This is a genomic window from Burkholderia sp. LK4 (genome assembly GCF_001043615.1).
GTDB lineage: Bacteria > Pseudomonadota > Gammaproteobacteria > Burkholderiales > Burkholderiaceae > Burkholderia > Burkholderia cepacia.
On sequence record NZ_LDUL01000074.1, the window covers coordinates 16,664 to 35,564 of the forward strand.

Genomic DNA, 18,901 nt, shown 5'->3' on the forward strand with positions numbered 1-18,901 from the left:
GCCCCTATGACCCTGAACGAATCCTGGTTTGAGCCGCTCGTCGGCATCCTCATCCTGCTCGCCGCCGCCGGCGCGATCACCACCGTCGTCCATTTCCTGCTGTTCCGCGTGGTCGCGCGGCTTGCGCGGCTTTCCGCCACGCGCGTCGACGACGCGCTGTTCGAGTTCGGCGCATTCAAGTGGCTGAACCGCATCGTCCCGTTCGTCGTGATCAAGCTCGGGCTCGGCGCGGTGCCCGGCATTCCCGATACGGCCGCGCAGGTCGCCGACAAGGCGCTGTTCGCGCTGATCGTGTTCCTCGTGACGATGACCGTGAGCGCGACGCTTTCGGCGCTCGAACACGCGCATCGCACGTACCAGCGCGACCAGCCGCGCCTGTCGCTGAAAGGCGCGATGCAGCTCGTCAAGCTCGTGATGTTCATCACGGCCGCGCTCGTCGTGATCGGCGACGCAACCGGCAAGCAGATCGGCCTGCTGCTGTCCGGCATCGGTGCGATGTCGGCGGTGCTGATGCTGATCTTCAAGGACACGCTGCTCGGCCTCGTCGCGGGCGTGCAGCTGTCGTCGAACGACATGCTGCGGATCGGCGACTGGATCACGATGCCGTCGGCCGGTGCGGACGGCACGGTCATCGACATCACGCTGAATACCGTCAAGGTCGCGAACTTCGATCACACGATCATCACGGTGCCCACGTGGAAACTGATCACCGAGAGCTACCAGAACTGGCGCGGGATGACCGAGGCAGGCGGGCGCCGCATCAAGCGCGCGCTGTTCGTCGACGCGACGAGCGTGCGTTTTCTGTCGAACGACGAGATCGAACGGCTCGAACGCCTGACGCTGCTGAAGGACTATCTCGAGGACAAGGTCGACGCGATCGAGCAATGGAACGGCACGCTCGGCGCGGCCGGCGACTGCCCGGCGAACCGCCGCCAGCTGACGAATCTCGGCACGTTTCGCGCGTATGTCGCGAACTACCTGAAGGGCCATCCGCGCATCCGCCGCGACATGACCTGCATGGCGCGGCAACTGCCGCTCACGGCCGAAGGCATTCCGCTCGAACTGTACTGCTTCACCGACACGACGACCTGGGTCGACTATGAAGCCATCCAGTCCGACCTGTTCGATCACCTGATCGCGGTGCTGCCGGAATTCGGGCTGCGCGTGTACCAGCACCCGTCGGGTTTCGACATGCGGCAGATGGCCGGCGCCGGGCAAGCCGTGCAAGCCGGGCTGCAGGCGCCGCACGCGGGATGACGCGCGACACGGCGGCCGGTCATCGGCCGCCTGCCGCCGGGCATGGCGGCGCTCACCGCGCCGCGCACTCCGACGCGAGCCGCCCGAGCACCTTCAGCGCATCCTCGATCTGCCGCGACCATGGATAGCTGTAGTTGAGCCGGATGAAATGCCGGTAATCGGTGCCGGCCGAGAACATGTGCCCGGGCCCGACCGTGATCCGCTCCGCGAGGGCCAGCGCATACAGCTTCATCGCGTCGACCTGCTTCGGCAGCTCGACCCACAGCACATACCCGCCCTGCGGCTGCGACAGCCGCGTACCCTCCGGGAAGAAGCGCCGCACCATCGCGCTCATCAGGCTCGCCTGCTGCGCATACAGCTTGCGCATGCGCCGCAGGTGAAAGTCGTAGCCGTCGTGTTTCAGGTACTCGGCGATCGCGAGCTGCTCGATCGCGGGCGTCGCGAGCGTGTTCAGGAATTTCAGCTTCTCGACCTGGTCGCGGTAGCGGCCCGGCATCGCCCAGCCGATCCGGTAGCGCGGCGACAGGCTCTTCGTGAACGACGCGCAATGCAGCACGAGCCCGTCGCGGTCGAACGACTTCAGTGCGCTCGGCGTCGTGTCGCCGAAGTGCAGCTCGTGATAGACGTCGCTCTCGATCGCCGGCACGTCGTGCTTCGCCAGCAGCTCGACGAGCGCGCGCTTGCGCGCGTCGGGCATCTGGAAGCCGAGCGGATTCTGGAAATTCGGCATCACCATGCACGCGGCGATGCGCTCGCGTTCGAGGACGCGTTCGAGCGCGTCGAGATCGATGCCGTCACCCGGGTGCGTCGCGACTTCCAGCGCACGCATGCCCATCCGCTCGATCGCGTGCAGCATCGCGTAGAACGTCGGCGACTCCACCGCGATCGTGTCGCCCGGCCGCGCGACGGCCTGCAGGCACAGGTTGATCGCCTCGGTCGCGCCGATCGTCACCACGATCTCGCCGGGTTCGACCGCGATCCCGCGCTCCGCGTAACGCCGCGCGATCTGGCGGATCAGCTCCTGGTTGCCGGGCGGCAGATCGTCGATCACGCCCCAGCGGGTGCGGCGGCGGCCGATCGTCTGCGCATAACGCGCGAGACGCTGCACCGGAAACTGCGACGCATCGGGATACGGCGAGCCGAGCGGCACCGCGTCGTCGCGCGCGATCGAACGCAGCGTCGACAGCACGAGCCGGCTCACGTCCACGGCCGACGGTTCCGCGGCCGGCGCCGACATGTGCAGCTCCGCCTCGGCGGGCACCGACGCGCGCGCACGGACGAAGTAGCCCGATTGCGGCCGGCTCTCGATCAGGCCGCGGCTTTCCAGCACGAGGTACGCACGCAGCACGGTCGTGACGCTGAGCTGCTGCTGCCGGCTCGCCTGCCGCACCGACGGAATCCGCTCGCCCGGCCGGTATACGCCACGCTCGATCTGCGCCTGGAGATCGTCGGCCAGTTGTTCGTAACGCTTCACGCGCCTCCCTTTCAACTTCCCTTCAACAACACAGTTGCGATCCGCACTGCCTGAATGGCCGCAACTGTACTCTTTTTTGAAGCGAACAGGTGTACACACAGCCGGACGGGGCCCGCGCGTACTCTGCGGCCATCGACCCCGACACCCGTTGCATCATGAAAAAGAAATCCGCTACCGCGCGCATCGAACCGTACACCCACCCGGCCGCCGGCTGGGGTGCGCTGAAGGCCGTCACGATCAACCTGATCAAGGAAAAGGTCGCCGGCGGCAACTACCGCACGCTGCTGCGCCAGAACCAGCCGGACGGCTTCGACTGCCCGGGCTGCGCATGGCCCGACCGCCAGCACGCGTCGACGTTCGAATTCTGCGAAAACGGCGTGAAGGCCGTGGCCGCCGAAGCGACCAGCAAGCGCGTGACGCCTGAATTCTTCGCCGCGCACACGGTCACCGAGCTGCTCGAACAGACGGACTTCGAACTCGAGCAGCACGGCCGGCTCACCGACCCGATGGTGTACGACGCGCAGACCGACCGCTACGTGCCGATCGCGTGGGACGACGCGTTCGAACTGATCGCGCGCCACCTGCGCGCGCTGCCCGATCCGAACCAGGCCGCGTTCTACACGTCCGGGCGCGCGAGCAACGAAGCGGCGTTCCTGTACCAGCTGCTCGTGCGGCTGTACGGCACGAACAACTTTCCCGACTGCTCGAACATGTGCCACGAGGCGACGAGCCGCGGGCTGCCGCCGTCGGTCGGCGTCGGCAAGGGCACCGTCACGCTCGACGATTTCGAGCACGCCGACACGCTGCTGATCTTCGGCCAGAACCCGGCCACCAACCACCCGCGGATGATGGGCGAGCTGCGCGAATGCGCGAAGCGCGGCGCGACGATCGTGTCGATCAACCCGCTGAAGGAGCGCGGCCTCGAACGTTTCGCCGATCCGCAAAGCCCGATCGAGATGCTGACGATGTCGGGCACGAAGATCGCATCGACGTTCATCCAGCCGACGATCGGCGGTGACTTCGCGCTGATCAAGGGGATGGCGAAGCGCGTGCTCGAACTCGACGACGCCGCGCGCGCCGCCGGTGCGCCGCGCGTGCTCGACACCGCGTTCATCGGCGAGCACACGGCCAGCTTCGACGCGTTTGCCGACGATCTTCGCAACGAAAGCTGGTCCGCGCTGACCGCCGAAAGCGGCGTGCCGTACGAACAGATCGACAGCCTCGCGCAGCTCTATGCACGCAGCGAACGCGTGATCGCGACGTGGGGGATGGGCATCACGCAGCACAAGCATTCGGTCGCGACCGTGCAGATGCTGACGAACCTGATGCTGATGCGCGGCAACATCGGCCGCCCCGGCGCCGGCCTGTGCCCGGTGCGCGGCCACTCGAACGTGCAGGGCAACCGCACGGTCGGGATCGAGGAAAAGCCGTCGCAGGCGTTCCTCGACCGGCTCGGCCACGTGTTCGATTTCGAACCGCCGCGCCACCACGGCTACGACGTCGTCGAGACGATCGAAGGCATGCTCGAAGGCCACGTGAAGGTGCTGATCGGCCTCGGCGGCAACTTCGCGATGGCGACGCCCGACACGCCGCGCACGTGGGAAGGCATGCGCCGCTGCGATCTTTCCGTGCACATCACGACGAAGCTGAACCGCAGCCACCTGATCCACGGCCGCGACGCGCTGATCCTGCCGACGCTCGGCCGCACCGAGATCGACCTGCAGGACAACGTCGCGCAAGGCGTGACCGTCGAGGATTCGATGAGCATGGTCCACGTGTCGTACGGGATGAACAAGCCGGCCTCGCCGAACCTGATGTCGGAGCCCGCGATCGTCGCGCACATCGGCCATGCGCTGTTCGGCAGCGGCAAGGTCGACTGGCTCGCCTACAAGGACGATTACGCGAAGATTCGCGACGCGATCGAGGCCACCCTCGACGGCTTCTACGACTACAACACGCGCATCGCGCGGCCGGGCGGCTTCCACCTGCGCGTCGCGTCGCGCGACCGCGAATGGCTAACGCCGACGGGCAAGGCGAACTTCATCGCGCACCCGCTGCCCGCCGACACGCCGATCCAGCGCGCCCGCGCGCTGCACGGCGAACGCCTGATGACGCTGATGACGACGCGCTCGCACGACCAGTACAACACGACCGTCTACGGGCTCGACGACCGTTATCGCGGCGTGTTCGGCCAGCGCCGCGTGGTGTTCGCCAACCGCGACGATCTCGCGATGCTCGGCCTGAAGGCCGGCGAATGGGTCGACATGGAAACCGTGTGGCACGACGGCATCGAGCGGCGCGCGGACGGTTTCCTGCTCGTCGAATACGACATTCCGCGCGGCTGCATCGGCGCGTACTACCCGGAAACCAACCCGCTGGTGCCGCTCGACAGCGTCGGCGACGTGTGCAACACGCCGACGTCGAAGTCGGTACCCGTGCTGCTGCATCGCGCGGCCGCGCCGGCAGCGATCGCCGCCTGACGGAGCACGGCGATGATCGTTCGTCCGCGCGAGCACTGGCTGCGGATGCTGCTCGTCTGGAACGGGTCGGTGCTGCCGACCATCCTGCCGCAACTCGTGCTGACGCTCGCGATCAGCGTCGTCGCGGTGTGGGGCGGCGGCCGCGTGCTCGGCGAGAAAGTGCCGCTGAACCCGACGCCGTTCACGCTGATCGGCCTCACGCTCGCGATCTTCGCGGGGTTTCGCAACAATGCGAGCTACGAACGCTACCGCGAGGGCCGTCAGCTGTGGGGCGGCGTGCTGACCGCCACGCGCACGCTGGTGTCGCAGGCGCTCTGCTACGGCGCGATCGACGATGACGACGCGTCACGGCAGGCGTTCGTGCGCAAGGTCGTCGCGTTCGTCTATGCGCTGAAGCATCAGCTGCGCGGCACCGATCCGGCGGCCGACCTGCGCACGCTGCTCGACGGCGCCACCTCTACGCGCATCGCCGCCGCCCGGTATGCGCCGGTCGCGATCGTTCACGAACTGCGCGAAGCATTCGCCGCGCGCGCCGACGCCGGGCGTCTCGCCGATACGCGACTGTGGATGCTCGACGCACGCCTCGACGATCTCGTCGCGATGGTGAGCGGCTGCGAGCGTATCGCGTCGACGCCGATCCCGTTCTCGTACGACGTGCTGCTGCACCGGACGATCTATGCGTACTGCGTGCTGCTGCCGTTCGGCCTCGTCGATTCGATCGGCGCGGCAACGCCGTTCGTCACCGTGTTCGTCGCCTATACGCTGATCGCGCTCGACGCGATCGCGCATGCGATCGCCGAACCGTTCGGCGACGGGCCGAACCATCTCGCGCTCGATGCAATGACGCGGACGATCGAGCGCACGCTGCTCGAACTGAACCGCGAGCCGCTACCGGCGGAAGTGACGCCCGGCAAGGCCTATCGCCTCAGTTGACGCACGGGCCGCCGCGCGCGCCCGTCCGCCCGTCCGCCCTCCGCCTCTCAGTCCCTCAATCCCGGCGGCCGCGCAGGAAGCGGTCATGCGCGGCCGCCGTCTCCGCGATCGTCCGCAGCAGCACGACACCGCGCAGCAGCGCGCGCCCGTCGTCGCTGTCGACCTCGGTCACGCGCCGCAGCAGCACGCGGGCCGCCGCGCCGCAAGCCCGCTCGAGCCCGGCGAAATCCGCGCGCCCGACCCGCCCCCGTACCAACGCGACTGCACGGCGCGCCGCCGGCTCGCGCGCGGCCAGTTCGGCCAGCGCCAACAGGCTGTCGCCGATCGTCCAGGCCGCGAGCAAATCGCGCAGGTCGCGCTCGATGAGGGTGGCCGGCAGACGGCCCGCGAAGCCGAGCTCGCGCCCGAGACGGTCGGCCGTGCGGCTCAGCCACGCGCTCGCCGGCCACGCCCGCGGATTGCGTGCGATGCGGGCGAGGTCGCCGCGCACCGCGCTATGCAGGCGCCGCCGGCTCGCGCCGGGATCGCCGGGAAACACGAGCGCGAACACCATCGCGCCGAACGCGATGCCGAGCAGCGTGGCGAGCGCCGAATTGAGAAAGGCGGCGTCGCCGATGCGCGCCGTGTTGTCCGGCGACGTGAAATTCCAGAAGAAGATCGAGAAGCCGCTGCCGATGCCGGCCGCACGCGGATGGCGCATCGCGATGCCCGCGCCGATCGTGAACACGCCGAGGATGTACGCGAGCATCTCGAAGCCCGACACCGCCGGCAGCAGCACGAAGTTGCAAAGGGCACCCGCGACCGCCGCGCAGGCGGCGCCTTTCAGGAAGCCGACGGTGGCGCCCACCGAGTTCGGGCGCGTCGAGAACAGCGCGCAGACCACCCCCGTGATCGCGACGAACCCGGTGCCCGACGGCCACGCCGTCACGATCCAGAACACCGCGGCGACCAGCACCGCGATGAACGCGCGCATCCCGTTGTGCCACGCGAGCACCGGATCGTGGTGGAACGCATAACGCACCTGCGACGCCGGCGGATTCGGCAGGTCCAGCTGCGCGTTGCCCGCAAAGGCGGCGTCGAACCCGGCAAGCAGCGCCGCCAGCCGGTCGAGCGTGAGCAGGCGCGACGGGTCCGAGCCGGCCGGCTCCGCGGCCTCGGCGCGCACCGCGTCGTCCACGCGCGCCCGCAATGCGGTGAGCGCGGCGCCCGCTTCGCCCGACGCCGCCACGCCGTCGAGCACCTGCGCGGCCTCGGCGACCAGCGGGTCCGGCGTGCCGCCGCTGCGCGCCGCGTGATCGTGCAGCGCCTGCCCCGCGGCCTGCGCGGACAGCACGCCCAGCACCGCCGTGCGCAGATGGCCGATCGCGTTGCGCACCGGCGGCGCGCCGGTGGCCGCGTACTCGGCCGCCGTGTCGAGTTCGAGCGCATCCGCGAACAGCCGGTGCACGGCCGCGACGTTCGGCTCGCGGCGCAGCGCACCCGCGCCGACCGCCGCCGCGCGGTCGAGATAGCGCTTGAGGCGCGTACGGACATCGTCCAGCGGCGTGCCCGGTGCGAAGACCGTATCGAACAGCGCGCCGCACAGGATGCCGACCACCACGTAAAGGAACCGCGCGACCGCGATGTCGAACGCGTGCAGCGGCGCGGATACCGCATCCATCGCGACGATCGCGGCCGTGTAGCCGGCGAGCACCGCCGCGTAGGCGCGGAAATTCCGCTGGAACGTCGCGACGCCCGCGCACAGGCCGATCCAGGCAGCGAGCGCCGGCAGGAACAGCTCGGGGGTCTGCGCGAATGCACCGGTCAGCACGAGCGCGACGGCCGCGCCGATCGCGGTGCCGAGAATCCGGTACTGGCTCTTCGACAAGCCCATCCCGCGGCTGCCCTGCGCGACGATCCACACCGTCGATGCGGCCCATTTCGGGTCGTCGAGATTCATCCGGAAGGCAATGTAGAGCGCGAGCAGCGACGCGGCCGTGTTGCGCAACGCGAAGGCGACCGCACCGGGCGGCAGCGTGGGCCGTGCGTCGCGCAGCACGGTGCGGAAGGCCGCAAGCGGCGGCAGATCGGGCAAGGCGAATTTCATGCGGCGAGCATACGGGGGCGCGCCGCCGCCACTAAGACGCGTGGACGGGATGCGTTATTGCACCGGGCAGGATAATCGCCGCCGCACGGAGCGATCCGGCCGGCGAAGGTAAGATGCGCGCAGGTCGAACACGGAAGCACCCCGTATGAACTTCGAAAGCATCCGCATATTCCTGCGCGTGGTCGAGCGCGGCAACTTCACCGCCGCCGCCACGCAACTCGACATGCCGCTCAGCCGCGTGAGCCGCAAGGTCAAGCAGCTCGAGGACGATCTCGGCGTCCAGCTGCTGTACCGGACCACACGCCGCGTGTCCGTCACCGAGGCCGGACGCGACTACTACGAGCGCTGCCTGCGCGCCGAGGACATCCTCCTCGACGCGGACCGCCAGGCCCGCGCGCTGCGCATGGCGCCGGAGGGCACGCTGCGCGTGCTGGTGCCCTACTCGATCGGCCTGTTCGAACTGGAGCCGGCGCTCGCCGAATTTCGCCGGCGCTACCCGCTCGTCCAGCTCGTGCTGATCTACGACAACAACCCGCTCGATCTCGTCGAACACGGCTTCGACGTCGCGCTGCGCGCGGGCGTGCTGACCGACTCCAGCTACATCGCACGCTCGCTCGGCTGGTCGCAGGCGAAGCTCGCGGCGAGCCCCGCCTATCTCGACCGCGTCGGCCGGCCCGCCACGCCGCAGGACCTCGCGCAGCACGACCTGCTGCTCGTCGGCCGCGACGCGCCCGGCCAGACGCTGCGGCTCACCAATGCGGCCGGCGAAGTCGCCGACGTGCCGGTGCGACCGGTGCTGATCACCAACGAATCGGTGACGGTGCTGCGCCAGGCCGCGAGCGGCGGCGGCATCGCGCTGGCCTCGACGCACTACACGGCCCGCCGGCTCGAACGGAACGAACTCGAAATCGTGCTGCCCGACTGGCACCGGGCCGACGACGTCGAGCTGCACGTGCTGTACCCGCGGCGCGCGACGCTCGACAGCAAGGTGCGCGCGTTCGTCGATTTCCTCGCGGAACTGTTCACCGCATGGCGAACGGCCCCGTAACCGGTACCGTTCGGCCCGGTTCGCACGCCGATTATTGCGCGGCGCGAAATCGATTAATGAGCCGGCCCGTGTTGATGGCGGCACGCCACATCGTTAGCCTGTCGCGATGCACAACGACTCCACCGGCGACGCCAGCCGCCTGACCGCTGCCCGCAGACGCGTCACGCGCGTCCCGCCTTCCTGACCGGCAGCATCCCGCCTTCCGAAGCCCGCCACGGCTTCGTGCATCCGATCGAGCCGCACGTCGCACGCGTCGGCCCCGGCTACCGGGCCGCGTCGCGCGCCGTGCGCTTTCCGTTCAGCAGCCGCGCCGCGCCTGCGTCGCGTTCGCACGCGTGCGTGCGCGGTGGCGCGTGCCCGCCGCGACGGGCCGCAGCCGTCAAGCACCTTACGCTTCTTACGCAGGAAACCCATGTCCACACCGTCATCTCCCGCCCCGCTTTCGGGCGGCAAGCTCGCGATCGGCACGATCGCCGTATCGCTCGCGATGTTCATGAACGTGCTCGACTCGTCGATCGCGAACGTCGCCATTCCGACCATCTCGGGCGACCTCGGCGTGTCGGTCGACGAAGGCACGTGGGTCATCACGATCTTTGCGGCCGCGAACGCGGTGTCGATTCCGTTGACGGGCTGGCTCACGCAGCGCTTCGGCCAGGTACGCCTGTTCGTCACGTCGATCCTGCTGTTCGTGTTCGCGTCGTGGCTGTGCGGGATCGCGCCGAACCTGCCGACACTGCTCGCCGCACGGATCCTGCAGGGCGCGGTCGCCGGGCCGCTCGCGCCGCTGTCGCAGGCGCTGCTGCTCGGCGCGTGGCCGCGGCAGAAATCGTCGAGCGCGCTGGCGCTGTGGTCGATGACCGCACTCGTCGGCCCGATTGCGGGGCCGTCGCTCGGCGGCTGGATCACGTATGACTACAACTGGTCGTGGATCTTCTACATCAACATTCCGGTCGGCTTCTTCGCGGCCGCCGTCACGTGGATCGTGTTCCGGGATCGCGAATCGGCCACGCGCCGCCTGCCGATCGATACGGTCGGCCTGCTGCTGCTCGTGCTGTGGGTCGCGTCGCTGCAGATCATGCTCGACAAAGGCAAGGATCTCGACTGGTTCAACTCGCCCGTCGTCGTCGCGCTCGGCATCGTCGCGCTGATCGGCTTCGCGTTCTTCCTCGTGTGGGAGCTGCACGAGGCCAACCCGATCGTCGACCTGCGGCTTTTCACGCAGCGCAATTTCGCGGGCGGCACGATCGCGATCTCGGTCGCGTACGGGATGTTCTTCGGCACGCTCGTGCTGCTGCCGCAATGGATGCAGGGCTATCTCGGCTACCGCGCGGTCGATTCGGGGCTCGCCACCGCGCCGCTCGGGGTGTTCGCGATCCTGCTCACGCCGGTCATGGGGCGCCTGCTGCCGCGCACCGACCCGCGCTACATCGCGACGCTCGCGTTCGTCGGCTTCGCGGTCGTGTTCATGATGCGCACGACCTTCTACACCGACGTGTCGCGCTGGGACCTCGTGCTGCCGACGCTGCTGCAAGGCATCCCGATGGCGATGTTCTTCGTGCCGCTGACGTCGATCATCCTGTCCGGGCTGCCGCCGGAAAAGATCCCGGCCGCCGCCGGCCTGTCGAATTTCGGCCGCACGTTCTGCGGCGCGGTCGGCACGTCGCTGATCAGCAACGCCTGGAACGACCGCACGATCCTGCACCACGCGCGGCTCACCGAACAGGCGAGCATCGACAACCCGACCTTCGCGCAACACGTCGACACGACGCGCTCGCTGCTGCACCTGAGCCCCGATTCGGCGCTCGCGCTCTTCAACACGTCGGTCGATTCGCAAGCGGCCGTGATGGGGCTGAACGACATCTTCTATGTATCGGCGATCATCTTCGTCGCGATCATTCCGCTGATCTGGATCACGAAACCGTCGCGCTCGGGCGGCGGCGACGCCGACGCGGCAGCGGCCGGCGCGCATTGATCCGGATGCGCGCCGGCCGGGCCCCGCGTCGCGCACGCCGGGCCCTGCGTCGTCACCCGCCCGCGTAATAAAGACTTGCAATCGATACAGGCGGAAACGTCAACAGCCGGTGCCCGCACCGCGTTTTCTGGACAAGCGCTCACGATCCGGGCGCGCAACGACAGGAGAAAACACCATGCGAGCCTTGACGCGCCATCTCGCGATTGCCGCCACCCTGATGTCGGTACTGACCGGCACCGCGTTCGCCGACACGCCGTGGCAACAGGCGCATCCGCGCCGCGAAGAGGTCAACCAGCGCCTCGCAAACCAGAATCGCCGGATCCATCACGAAGTGAAGGAAGGCGAGATGTCGCACGCACAGGCCGCGCGCCTGCACCGTGACGACCGCAAGATCCGCCGGGAAGAGCGGGACATGGCTGCGCAGGACCGCAGCCACATCACGAAGAGCGAACAGCACGTGCTGAACCAGCAGGAAAATGCGGTCAGCCACCAGATCGGCCAATAAGATCGACAACACCGGCAGGTGCCCATTCGCCACTACCTGAAACGCCCGCTGCCGCCGCGCGGCAGCGGGTGCTTGTTGTGTATCGAATCGTTTCAACGCGCCAACGGCTTCAAATGCTGCGGGTATACTCCGTCGTCAGCCGCCTGCCGCATCGTCGTCCGTCAAACATGGCCCGATTCCGGGCGGTTTCGTCGCGAAGCTTCGCGTTTCGCCTACCCCGCGCCCCAGCCTCGATACGAGACCCACGACGACCCACCATGAAACGATTCCTGCTGCTCCTTCCCGCCGCCCTGCTCGCCGCCTGCGGTTCCGCGCCGTCGTCCGACTCGGCCGCCTCGTCCGGCGCGGCGCCGATGATGTACGTGTCGTCGCAACGTCCGGCCTACGCGATCGCCAACTGCCTCGACAGCCGCCTGCCGGGCACCGAGCAATCGCAGCACAACGGCGTGACCGATATCGCCGTCGGCTCGAACTCGTACTTCGTCACGCTGACGCCGTCGGGCAACGGTTCGGTCGTCAAGGTCGTGCGCGGCTCGGGCAGCGAGCCGCCCGAGGAAACGATGCGCTTCGCGCTCGCACGCTGCCTGATCTGATCCGAACCCCGCCGATGCCGGGCGCCCGCCCGGCTCGCTCCTGCGCGCCGGCCCGCCGGCCCGCACGCCGAATATTTTCATCCGGGTGGCCGTCGATGAGAGAATCGCACCCACGATTCCCTTTCAACGGAGCCCGCATGAAGCACCTGCTGTCCCGGCTGTTCGTCAGCGCCGCGCTCGTCGCGCTTGTCCCGGCGCTGCCGGCGCAGGCGGCCACGCCGCCCGGCATCTTCGTCGTCGCCACGCAGCTCGGCGAATTCACGACCCTCGACCCGAGCGGGATTTACGAACTGGTGCCGTCGGAGTACGTCGCGAATACCTACGAACGGCTCGTGCGCGTCGACCTGAAGGACCCGACGCGCTTCGACGGGCAGATCGCGCAATCGTGGACGGTCGGCGCCGACGGCGTGACCTACACGTTCAAGCTGCGCCCCGGCCTCACGTTCCATTCCGGCAACCCGGTCACCGCCGACGACGTCGCGTGGTCGCTGCAGCGCACCATCCTGCTCGACAAGGGGCCGGCCGGCGTGCTCGCCGACCTCGGCCTCACGAAAGCGAACGTGGCGCAGAAGGTGCGCGTGGTCGACCCGCAGACCGTCGTGCTCGAAACCGACCGCAAGTACGCACCGAGCTTCGTGCTCAACGTGCTGAGCGCATGCCCGGCATCGGTCTTCGACAAGAAGCTGCTGCTGTCGCACCAGCAGGGCAACGATTTCGGCAGCGGCTGGCTCCGGACCAACGACGCGGGCTCGGGCCCGTACCAGCTCGTCAAGTGGACGCCCAACGAAAACATCGTGCTGCAGCGCTTCGAGAAATACCGCACGCCGTACCCGATGAAGCGCGTCGTGCTGCGCCACGTGCCCGAAGCGTCCGCGCAACGGTTGCTGCTGGAGAACGGCGACGCCGACGCCGCGCGCAACCTGAGCCCCGACAGCCTCGCCGCGCTGACGAAGGCCGGCAAGATCAAGGTCGCGTCGTGGCCGGTGTCCGCGCTGCTGTACCTGAGCCTGAACACGAAGAACCCGAACCTCGCGAAACCCGAGGTGCAGCAGGCGATGAAATGGCTGGTCGACTATGACGGCATCCAGCGCAACATCGTCAGCACGACGTACAAGGTGCATGAAACCTTCCTGCCCGAAGGCTTCCTCGGCGCGTCGAACGCCCGCCCGTACAAGCAGGACGTCGCGAAGGCGAAGGCGCTGCTCGCCAAGGCCGGCCTGCCGAACGGCTTCGACGTGACGATGGACATGCCGAACGACTATCCGTACCTCGAGATCGCGCAGGCGCTGCAGGCGAACTTCGCTCTGGGCGGCATCCGCGTGAAGCTGATTCCGGGCGATGCGAAGCAGGCGATCGGCAAGTATCGCGCGCGCCAGCACGACATCTTCGTCGGCGAATGGTCGCCCGACTACATGGACCCGAACAGCAACGCGCGCGGCTTCGCGTGGAATCCGGACAACTCCGACCAGTCGCCGACGAAGATGCTCGCGTGGCGCAACAGCTGGGACATTCCGCAACTGACGAAGGACACCGAGGCCGCGCTCGTCGAGCCGTCGCCCGCGAAGCGCGCGCAGCGTTACGAAGCGCTGCAGAAGGCCGTGCTCGCGAACTCGCCGTTCATCATCATGTTCGAGAAGGTCGTGCAGGTCGCGACGCGCCCCGGCGTGACCGGGCCGGAAATCGGGCCGATCAACGACCTCGTGTCATACCGCACGCTCGCGAAATAATGGCGCCCGCCCGCGCGCCCGGCCCTGCCGGCGCGCGGGTAATCGCCGCGGGCCGCCGCGGCGGTGCTATGCCGTGCGGCGCGGGCGATCTACAATGCGCGACGCCACGGACGCCGGCCGCGACCGGCGACGATGGGGACCACCGAATCCGCTAATCCGCTTCGCCAAGGAAAACAGGATGCGCACGCTACAACAACTGCGAATGGAGTTCCTTCAGTACAAGATCGAGCCGATCGGCTGGCTCGGCGACAGCCCTTCCCGCTTCGACTTCTATACGCAAACGGCCGCCGGATGCGACACCATCCTGGAGCTCGGCGTGTTCACCGGGCTGACCACGACGGCCTTCCTGCTCGCGCAGCCGAAGCGCCTCGTGTCGGTCGACATCTCCGACGAGTATTTCCAGATCCGGCCCGAACTGGAGCAGGCGGCGAAAGACCTGTCCATCGACTTCGAATTCCGGATCGCCGACGATCTCGCGATGGAGCCGCTCGCCGCCGACCTGCTGTTCATCGACACCACGCATACGTACGAGCAGACGCTCGCCGAACTGAACCGTTTCGGCCCGCTGGCGCGCAAGAAGATCGTGCTGCACGACATGACCGTGGCCGGCGTGTACCAGGCGGTGTTCCAGTGGCTGTGGGACAACAAGCAGTTTCATATTACGTATCACGACAGCCGCGGTTGCGGCGCGGTCGTCTGCGAGCGCCACGTCGGCTACTGAGCCGGGCGCGCGCAACGGGGGGCGAACATGCAATCGAGCGAACACGCGGTCTGCGTGGCGATCAACGACAACAACCGCGCGTGGTACGAGATGCTCGTGCCGTTCCTGCTGTCGCTGCGGCACACCGGCTACGACGGCCGGATTGCGGTGATCGGCTACGGGCTGTCCGAACGCAAGCGGCAGATCCTCGCGAGCCAGTCGGTCGACGTGATCGACGCGTCGAGCGCGTATGCGCTGCCGGTCGGCCGCTTCATCGAGGCCGCCGAGTATTGCGCACGCAACCCGCAGATCCGCAAGCTCGCGCTGTACGACGCCGACATCTGGTTCTGCGCGCCGCCGTTCGACCTGTTCTCGCAGATCGGCGACGACCGGCTCCACGCGTGCCCCGACCCGCTGTTCTGCACGTTCGTCGTCACGCCGCTGATCGGCGAGCGGCGCGACCATCACTGGCGCCTCGTCGTCGATGAAGTCTCCGCCCGCCACGGCAGCGCGTTGCAGGCCGGGCTCGTCGCCGGGACCGCCGACGCGTGGGCACGCTACGCCGGCCACCTGCGCGACTGCACCGCCCGCATCGGCACCGATTTCCAGGAATGCTTCGGAATCGATACGACGTTCCTGCACCTGTGGAGCGCCCAGGGCGAAACGGCGCTGCTCGATCCGGTCCAGAACTTCGTCAGCAAGTACGGCATTCACGAAGCGTTCGATGCAGGCACCGGCACGACGACGCTCCGGTATCACGGCGAGCCGATCCGCGCGCTCCACATGACCGGCGACATCCGCTTCCTCGACCGCTGGCGCTACTACGCGAACCACGTCGACGCCGCGCTGCGCGACGGCGTGCCGTTCGCGCTGTCGGACGGCACGCGGGCACAGTCCGATACGGTCGCCGCGCGCATCGCGGCGACCGACTACGTGCGCTCGGCCGGGCTGACCGTTGCGGCCGCAACGATCGAGACAAGCGCGGGCGCCTACCTGCAGGCGATCGACGAACCCGGCGGCACGATGCTGATCGGCAGCGGGAACCACGAGGTCGTGTTCACCGCGACACGCGACATCGCGCGGCTGAACGTCTACGTCACGCACCCGTCCGGGTCGCCGTCGCCGCTGCTGTGCGAAGTGCTGGTCGACGGGCAGCCGCAGCGGAAAGGCACCGAGCTGACGGCGCATTTCACGTACCGGATCGCGCCCGGCACCGTCATCACGCTGCGCTCGACGAGCCTCGGCGGCCAGCAGTGCAATGCGATCTGGCGGCTGCGCGAGGCGCCGGACATGCAGCAATAGGCAGCAGGCAGCAGGCGGCGGCCCGCCGCCGGTCAATGGAATGCCGCCCACACCAGGTACGCATTCAACCCGACGATCACGACCGTCGCCGCGCCGGCGACGATCCGCAGCGGCATCCGCATCGCGTAAGCGCCCATCACGTCCGCCCGCGCCGACAGCATCAGCAGCGCGATCATCGGCATCGGCAGCACGAAACTCAGCACCACCTGGCTCGCGACCATCGCGCGCGTGACATCGCAGCCGAGCGCGACCACCGCGAACGCGGGCACGACCGTCACCGCGCGCCGCACCCAGACCGGCACGCGGCGGTGGATGAAACCCTGCATCACGACCTGCCCGGCCATCGTGCCGACCACCGAACTCGACACGCCCGAGGTCAGCAGCGCGACGAGAAACAGCGCGCCGGCCGCCGGCCCGAGCACCGGGATCAGCGTGTGATACGCGTCGCCGATGTCGGTCATGCCCGGCGCGCTCGCGTGAAACGCCGACGACGCCATCATCACCATCGCGAGATTCACGAACCCGGCCAGCCCGAGCGCGACGACCACCTCGCGATTCGAGAAGCGCACGAGCCGCCGCCGCTCCGTATCGTCGCGCGGCGCGGTGCGATCCTGCGTGAGCCCCGAATGCAGATACAGCGTGTGCGGCATGATCGTCGCGCCGATGATCCCGACCGCGATCGTGAGCGCCGCACGATCCGGAATCTGCGGGACGACCAGGTGGAACGCGGCCGCATGCCAGTCCTGCGGCGCGATCAGCAGTTCGCCGAGATAGCACGCGCCGATCACGCCGACCAGCGCTGCGATCGCGGCTTCCAGCGGCCGGAAGCCGCGCTTTTCGAGCGCGAGGATCGCGCAGGTCGCGAGCGCCGTCGCGATCATCCCCGCGAACAGCGACAGGTGGCACAACAGCCCGAATGCAAGCGCGCCGCCGAGGAATTCGGCGAGATCGGTCGCCATCGCGGCGATCTCGGACGCGACCCACATGCCCCATACGACCGGCGCGGGAAACCGGTCGCGGCACAGCTCCGCGAGATTGCGGCCGGTCACGATGCCGAGCTTCGCCGACATCGCCTGGAACAGCATCGCGATCGCGTTCGCGGCCAGTACGACCCACAGCAGCCGGTAGCCGAACGCGGCACCGGCCTGGATGTTGGTCGCGAAGTTGCCGGGGTCCATATAACCGATCGACGCAATCACGGCCGGCCCGACGAACGGCAGCAGCGCGGCGACGCCGGTGCAGCGCCCTTCCAGCGCGGCACGCGCCGCGCCGTCGGTGTGGCCGGTGTGGCCGTTGTGCCCGGTAGGCAGGCCCGGCAGCGCGAAGCCGCCGGCAGGTTTGTTCGTGACGGGAATCATGGCGGTGTTCCGTTCGAATGAGGAAGGATTCCTGAAGGTCGGGCGCCACGGCCGGCATCTCGGCTGCCGGCTGCGGCGCCCGCGGCGGCGTTACAGCGGCACGACGTCGGGACGGTTGCGCGGAAACTGCGCGATCACGTCCGGCGCGACGTTCAGGTGCGCTTCGACGAGCTTCGGCGGCGTATGCGCGAGCCAGTCGGACAGCGACACTTCCGCATAGCGGTCGGTCTTGAAGATCTCGAGGAACACCAGATCGGTGTTGCCGGTGTTCTGCACGTAGTGCCCGAGGCTTGTCTTCACGTAGCCGACGTCGCCCGCGCGGAAGTCGGCCGTCTGCGCCTTCGGCCCCGTGTCGAACACGGTCATCCGTGCCTCGCCCTGCAGGTAGTACTGCCATTCATCCGCGTTCGGGTGCCAGTGGAGTTCCCGCATGCCGCCCGGATGCACGGTGACGAGCGCCGCCGCGACGGTCGTCGACACGTTGAAGTTCGTGCTGTCCGCGATCCGCACTTCACCGCCGCGGGTCTTCCTGACCGGCTTCATGTCGCCGAGCGGGAAGATGAACGGATGCGGCGGCGCCCCTGCCGCCGACGCCGACGCGCGCTGGGCTTCCGCGAGCGGGCCCGGTTCGTCGCCCTGGAAGATCCACAGGTTGTCGAGCGGGATGTTCCGGAATGCGTCGGCCGGCACGCCGAAGTTGAGTGCGAGCACGTCGGGCGGCGTGTGCGCGACCCAGTCGGTCAGCAGCAGCGTGTTGAATTCGGATGCGCGGCCGTTATCGAACGCGAGCAGGAATTCGGCGCCGTCGGTGCCGAGGCCCTGCAGCGAATGCGGCAGGCCGGGCGGGAAATACCAGAGATCGCCGGTTTTCACGTCCTGCACCGATGGCCGCCCGAGTTCGTCGAGCACCGTGATCCGGCACCGGCCGTCGAGCATGATGGCCCACTCGGCCTGCTGGTGCCAGTGCATCTCGCGAATGCCGCCGCGCGTCAGGCGCATGTTGACGCCGGAAATGGTTTCGGAAATCGCAAAATCGTCCTGGGTGACTTCACGCGCCCATCCGCCATTTTGAATTCTTTTATGCGCATTATTGAACGAGGCCCAGAATAACGGCATGCCGTTGATATCGGTGGCAGGCGGATCCTGAAAGGACGGAAACTGGTTGGCAATAGCCGGATTTTTAGGCCCCGGATCGGTCAGGCTCTGGCGGTTGCGCGCATTGACCGCGCCTTCCGGCGGACTGTCCGGATTGCCGAACGAGGCGGCCTTCGCCGATACCGCAATACCGGCGGCGGCAATGGCGCCGGCCGTATTCGCCAGCATCCTGCGTCGAGAAAGATTCGTCATGACTTCTCCTTCATTCTTGCGATCAAGTGAATTCCCATTACGGAACACATGCCGTTTTTCGGATTATCGAAAATCGAACATCCCGTCACGCAAGTTAAATACAATTCGACGAATAAATT

Annotated in this window: 15 protein-coding genes; 10 read left to right on the forward strand and 5 right to left on the reverse strand. The window is 68.0% G+C overall.

Going from position 1 to position 18,901, the window contains the following annotated elements:
* Window positions 1–6 precede the first annotated feature (6 nt).
* Complete coding sequence (locus tag VK92_RS31570; protein ID WP_048022487.1) at window positions 7–1,257, forward strand: mechanosensitive ion channel family protein; 1,251 nt, start codon at window positions 7–9, stop codon at window positions 1,255–1,257.
* Window positions 1,258–1,309: 52 nt separating this feature from the next.
* Here the strand turns inward: VK92_RS31570 and VK92_RS31575 are convergent, their stop codons facing one another.
* On the reverse strand, window positions 1,310–2,731 hold the full coding sequence (locus VK92_RS31575) for an aminotransferase-like domain-containing protein (RefSeq protein ID WP_048022488.1): 1,422 nt from the start codon (window positions 2,729–2,731) through the stop codon (window positions 1,310–1,312).
* A gap of 155 nt (window positions 2,732–2,886) precedes the next feature.
* Here VK92_RS31575 and VK92_RS31580 point away from each other — a divergent pair, with 155 nt between their 5' ends.
* Window positions 2,887–5,211 (forward strand): FdhF/YdeP family oxidoreductase, encoded by a 2,325-nt coding sequence (locus tag VK92_RS31580; RefSeq protein WP_048022489.1) that lies wholly within the window; start codon window positions 2,887–2,889, stop codon window positions 5,209–5,211.
* Between the two features lie 12 nt (window positions 5,212–5,223).
* Window positions 5,224–6,144 (forward strand): bestrophin family protein, encoded by a 921-nt coding sequence (locus tag VK92_RS31585; protein WP_048022490.1) that lies wholly within the window; start codon window positions 5,224–5,226, stop codon window positions 6,142–6,144.
* A 55-nt stretch (window positions 6,145–6,199) separates the two neighbouring features.
* Here VK92_RS31585 and VK92_RS31590 read toward each other — a convergent pair whose 3' ends face one another.
* Complete coding sequence (locus VK92_RS31590) at window positions 6,200–8,230, reverse strand: FUSC family protein (protein ID WP_048022491.1); 2,031 nt, start codon at window positions 8,228–8,230, stop codon at window positions 6,200–6,202.
* Between the two features lie 145 nt (window positions 8,231–8,375).
* Here VK92_RS31590 and VK92_RS31595 point away from each other — a divergent pair, with 145 nt between their 5' ends.
* On the forward strand, window positions 8,376–9,278 hold the full coding sequence (locus VK92_RS31595) for a LysR family transcriptional regulator (protein ID WP_021161341.1): 903 nt from the start codon (window positions 8,376–8,378) through the stop codon (window positions 9,276–9,278).
* Window positions 9,279–9,371: 93 nt separating this feature from the next.
* Here the strand turns inward: VK92_RS31595 and VK92_RS43190 are convergent, their stop codons facing one another.
* The gene (locus VK92_RS43190; protein WP_165589120.1) at window positions 9,372–9,809 is read right to left on the reverse strand and encodes a hypothetical protein; all 438 of its coding nucleotides are present in this window, start codon (window positions 9,807–9,809) and stop codon (window positions 9,372–9,374) included.
* On the opposite strand from VK92_RS43190, the gene VK92_RS31600 reads away from it, so the two are divergent.
* The 6 genes from VK92_RS31600 (at window position 9,691) to VK92_RS31625 (ending at window position 16,077) form a co-directional block, all read left to right on the forward strand.
* Window positions 9,691–11,250 (forward strand): DHA2 family efflux MFS transporter permease subunit, encoded by a 1,560-nt coding sequence (locus tag VK92_RS31600; RefSeq protein ID WP_021161342.1) that lies wholly within the window; start codon window positions 9,691–9,693, stop codon window positions 11,248–11,250. The two genes, VK92_RS43190 and VK92_RS31600, sit on opposite strands and share 119 nt — an antisense overlap.
* A 175-nt stretch (window positions 11,251–11,425) precedes the next feature.
* The gene (locus VK92_RS31605; RefSeq protein ID WP_021161343.1) at window positions 11,426–11,755 is read left to right on the forward strand and encodes a hypothetical protein; all 330 of its coding nucleotides are present in this window, start codon (window positions 11,426–11,428) and stop codon (window positions 11,753–11,755) included.
* A 257-nt stretch (window positions 11,756–12,012) separates the two neighbouring features.
* Window positions 12,013–12,348: a hypothetical protein gene (locus VK92_RS31610; RefSeq protein ID WP_021161344.1), complete on the forward strand. Its 336-nt coding sequence runs from the start codon at window positions 12,013–12,015 to the stop codon at window positions 12,346–12,348.
* A gap of 137 nt (window positions 12,349–12,485) precedes the next feature.
* Window positions 12,486–14,075 carry an ABC transporter substrate-binding protein gene (locus VK92_RS31615; protein WP_021161345.1) on the forward strand — a complete coding sequence of 530 codons (1,590 nt, stop codon included), beginning with the start codon at window positions 12,486–12,488 and terminating at the stop codon, window positions 14,073–14,075.
* Between the two features lie 178 nt (window positions 14,076–14,253).
* On the forward strand, window positions 14,254–14,796 hold the full coding sequence (locus VK92_RS31620; protein WP_021161346.1) for a class I SAM-dependent methyltransferase: 543 nt from the start codon (window positions 14,254–14,256) through the stop codon (window positions 14,794–14,796).
* A gap of 27 nt (window positions 14,797–14,823) precedes the next feature.
* Window positions 14,824–16,077, forward strand: a complete 1,254-nt coding sequence (locus tag VK92_RS31625; RefSeq protein ID WP_048022492.1) for a hypothetical protein — start codon at window positions 14,824–14,826, stop codon at window positions 16,075–16,077.
* Between the two features lie 32 nt (window positions 16,078–16,109).
* Here VK92_RS31625 and VK92_RS31630 read toward each other — a convergent pair whose 3' ends face one another.
* Window positions 16,110–17,435, reverse strand: a complete 1,326-nt coding sequence (locus tag VK92_RS31630; protein ID WP_048022493.1) for an Nramp family divalent metal transporter — start codon at window positions 17,433–17,435, stop codon at window positions 16,110–16,112.
* Between the two features lie 90 nt (window positions 17,436–17,525).
* Entirely contained in the window at window positions 17,526–18,782 is a 1,257-nt protein-coding gene (locus tag VK92_RS31635; protein ID WP_048022494.1) for an oxalate decarboxylase family bicupin, read from the reverse strand.
* Between the last annotated feature and the right edge of the window lie 119 nt (window positions 18,783–18,901).

Coding starts and splice junctions, on each gene's coding strand:
- VK92_RS31570 (WP_048022487.1), top strand. CDS start 7: ATGACCCTGAACGAATCCTGGTTTGAGCCGCTCGTCGGCATCCTCATC.
- VK92_RS31580 (WP_048022489.1), top strand. CDS start 2,887: ATGAAAAAGAAATCCGCTACCGCGCGCATCGAACCGTACACCCACCCG.
- VK92_RS31585 (WP_048022490.1), top strand. CDS start 5,224: ATGATCGTTCGTCCGCGCGAGCACTGGCTGCGGATGCTGCTCGTCTGG.
- VK92_RS31590 (WP_048022491.1), bottom strand. CDS start 8,230: ATGAAATTCGCCTTGCCCGATCTGCCGCCGCTTGCGGCCTTCCGCACC.
- VK92_RS31595 (WP_021161341.1), top strand. CDS start 8,376: ATGAACTTCGAAAGCATCCGCATATTCCTGCGCGTGGTCGAGCGCGGC.
- VK92_RS31600 (WP_021161342.1), top strand. CDS start 9,691: ATGTCCACACCGTCATCTCCCGCCCCGCTTTCGGGCGGCAAGCTCGCG.
- VK92_RS43190 (WP_165589120.1), bottom strand. CDS start 9,809: ATGGCGACGTTCGCGATCGACGAGTCGAGCACGTTCATGAACATCGCG.
- VK92_RS31605 (WP_021161343.1), top strand. CDS start 11,426: ATGCGAGCCTTGACGCGCCATCTCGCGATTGCCGCCACCCTGATGTCG.
- VK92_RS31610 (WP_021161344.1), top strand. CDS start 12,013: ATGAAACGATTCCTGCTGCTCCTTCCCGCCGCCCTGCTCGCCGCCTGC.
- VK92_RS31615 (WP_021161345.1), top strand. CDS start 12,486: ATGAAGCACCTGCTGTCCCGGCTGTTCGTCAGCGCCGCGCTCGTCGCG.
- VK92_RS31620 (WP_021161346.1), top strand. CDS start 14,254: ATGCGCACGCTACAACAACTGCGAATGGAGTTCCTTCAGTACAAGATC.
- VK92_RS31625 (WP_048022492.1), top strand. CDS start 14,824: ATGCAATCGAGCGAACACGCGGTCTGCGTGGCGATCAACGACAACAAC.
- VK92_RS31630 (WP_048022493.1), bottom strand. CDS start 17,435: ATGATTCCCGTCACGAACAAACCTGCCGGCGGCTTCGCGCTGCCGGGC.
- VK92_RS31635 (WP_048022494.1), bottom strand. CDS start 18,782: ATGACGAATCTTTCTCGACGCAGGATGCTGGCGAATACGGCCGGCGCC.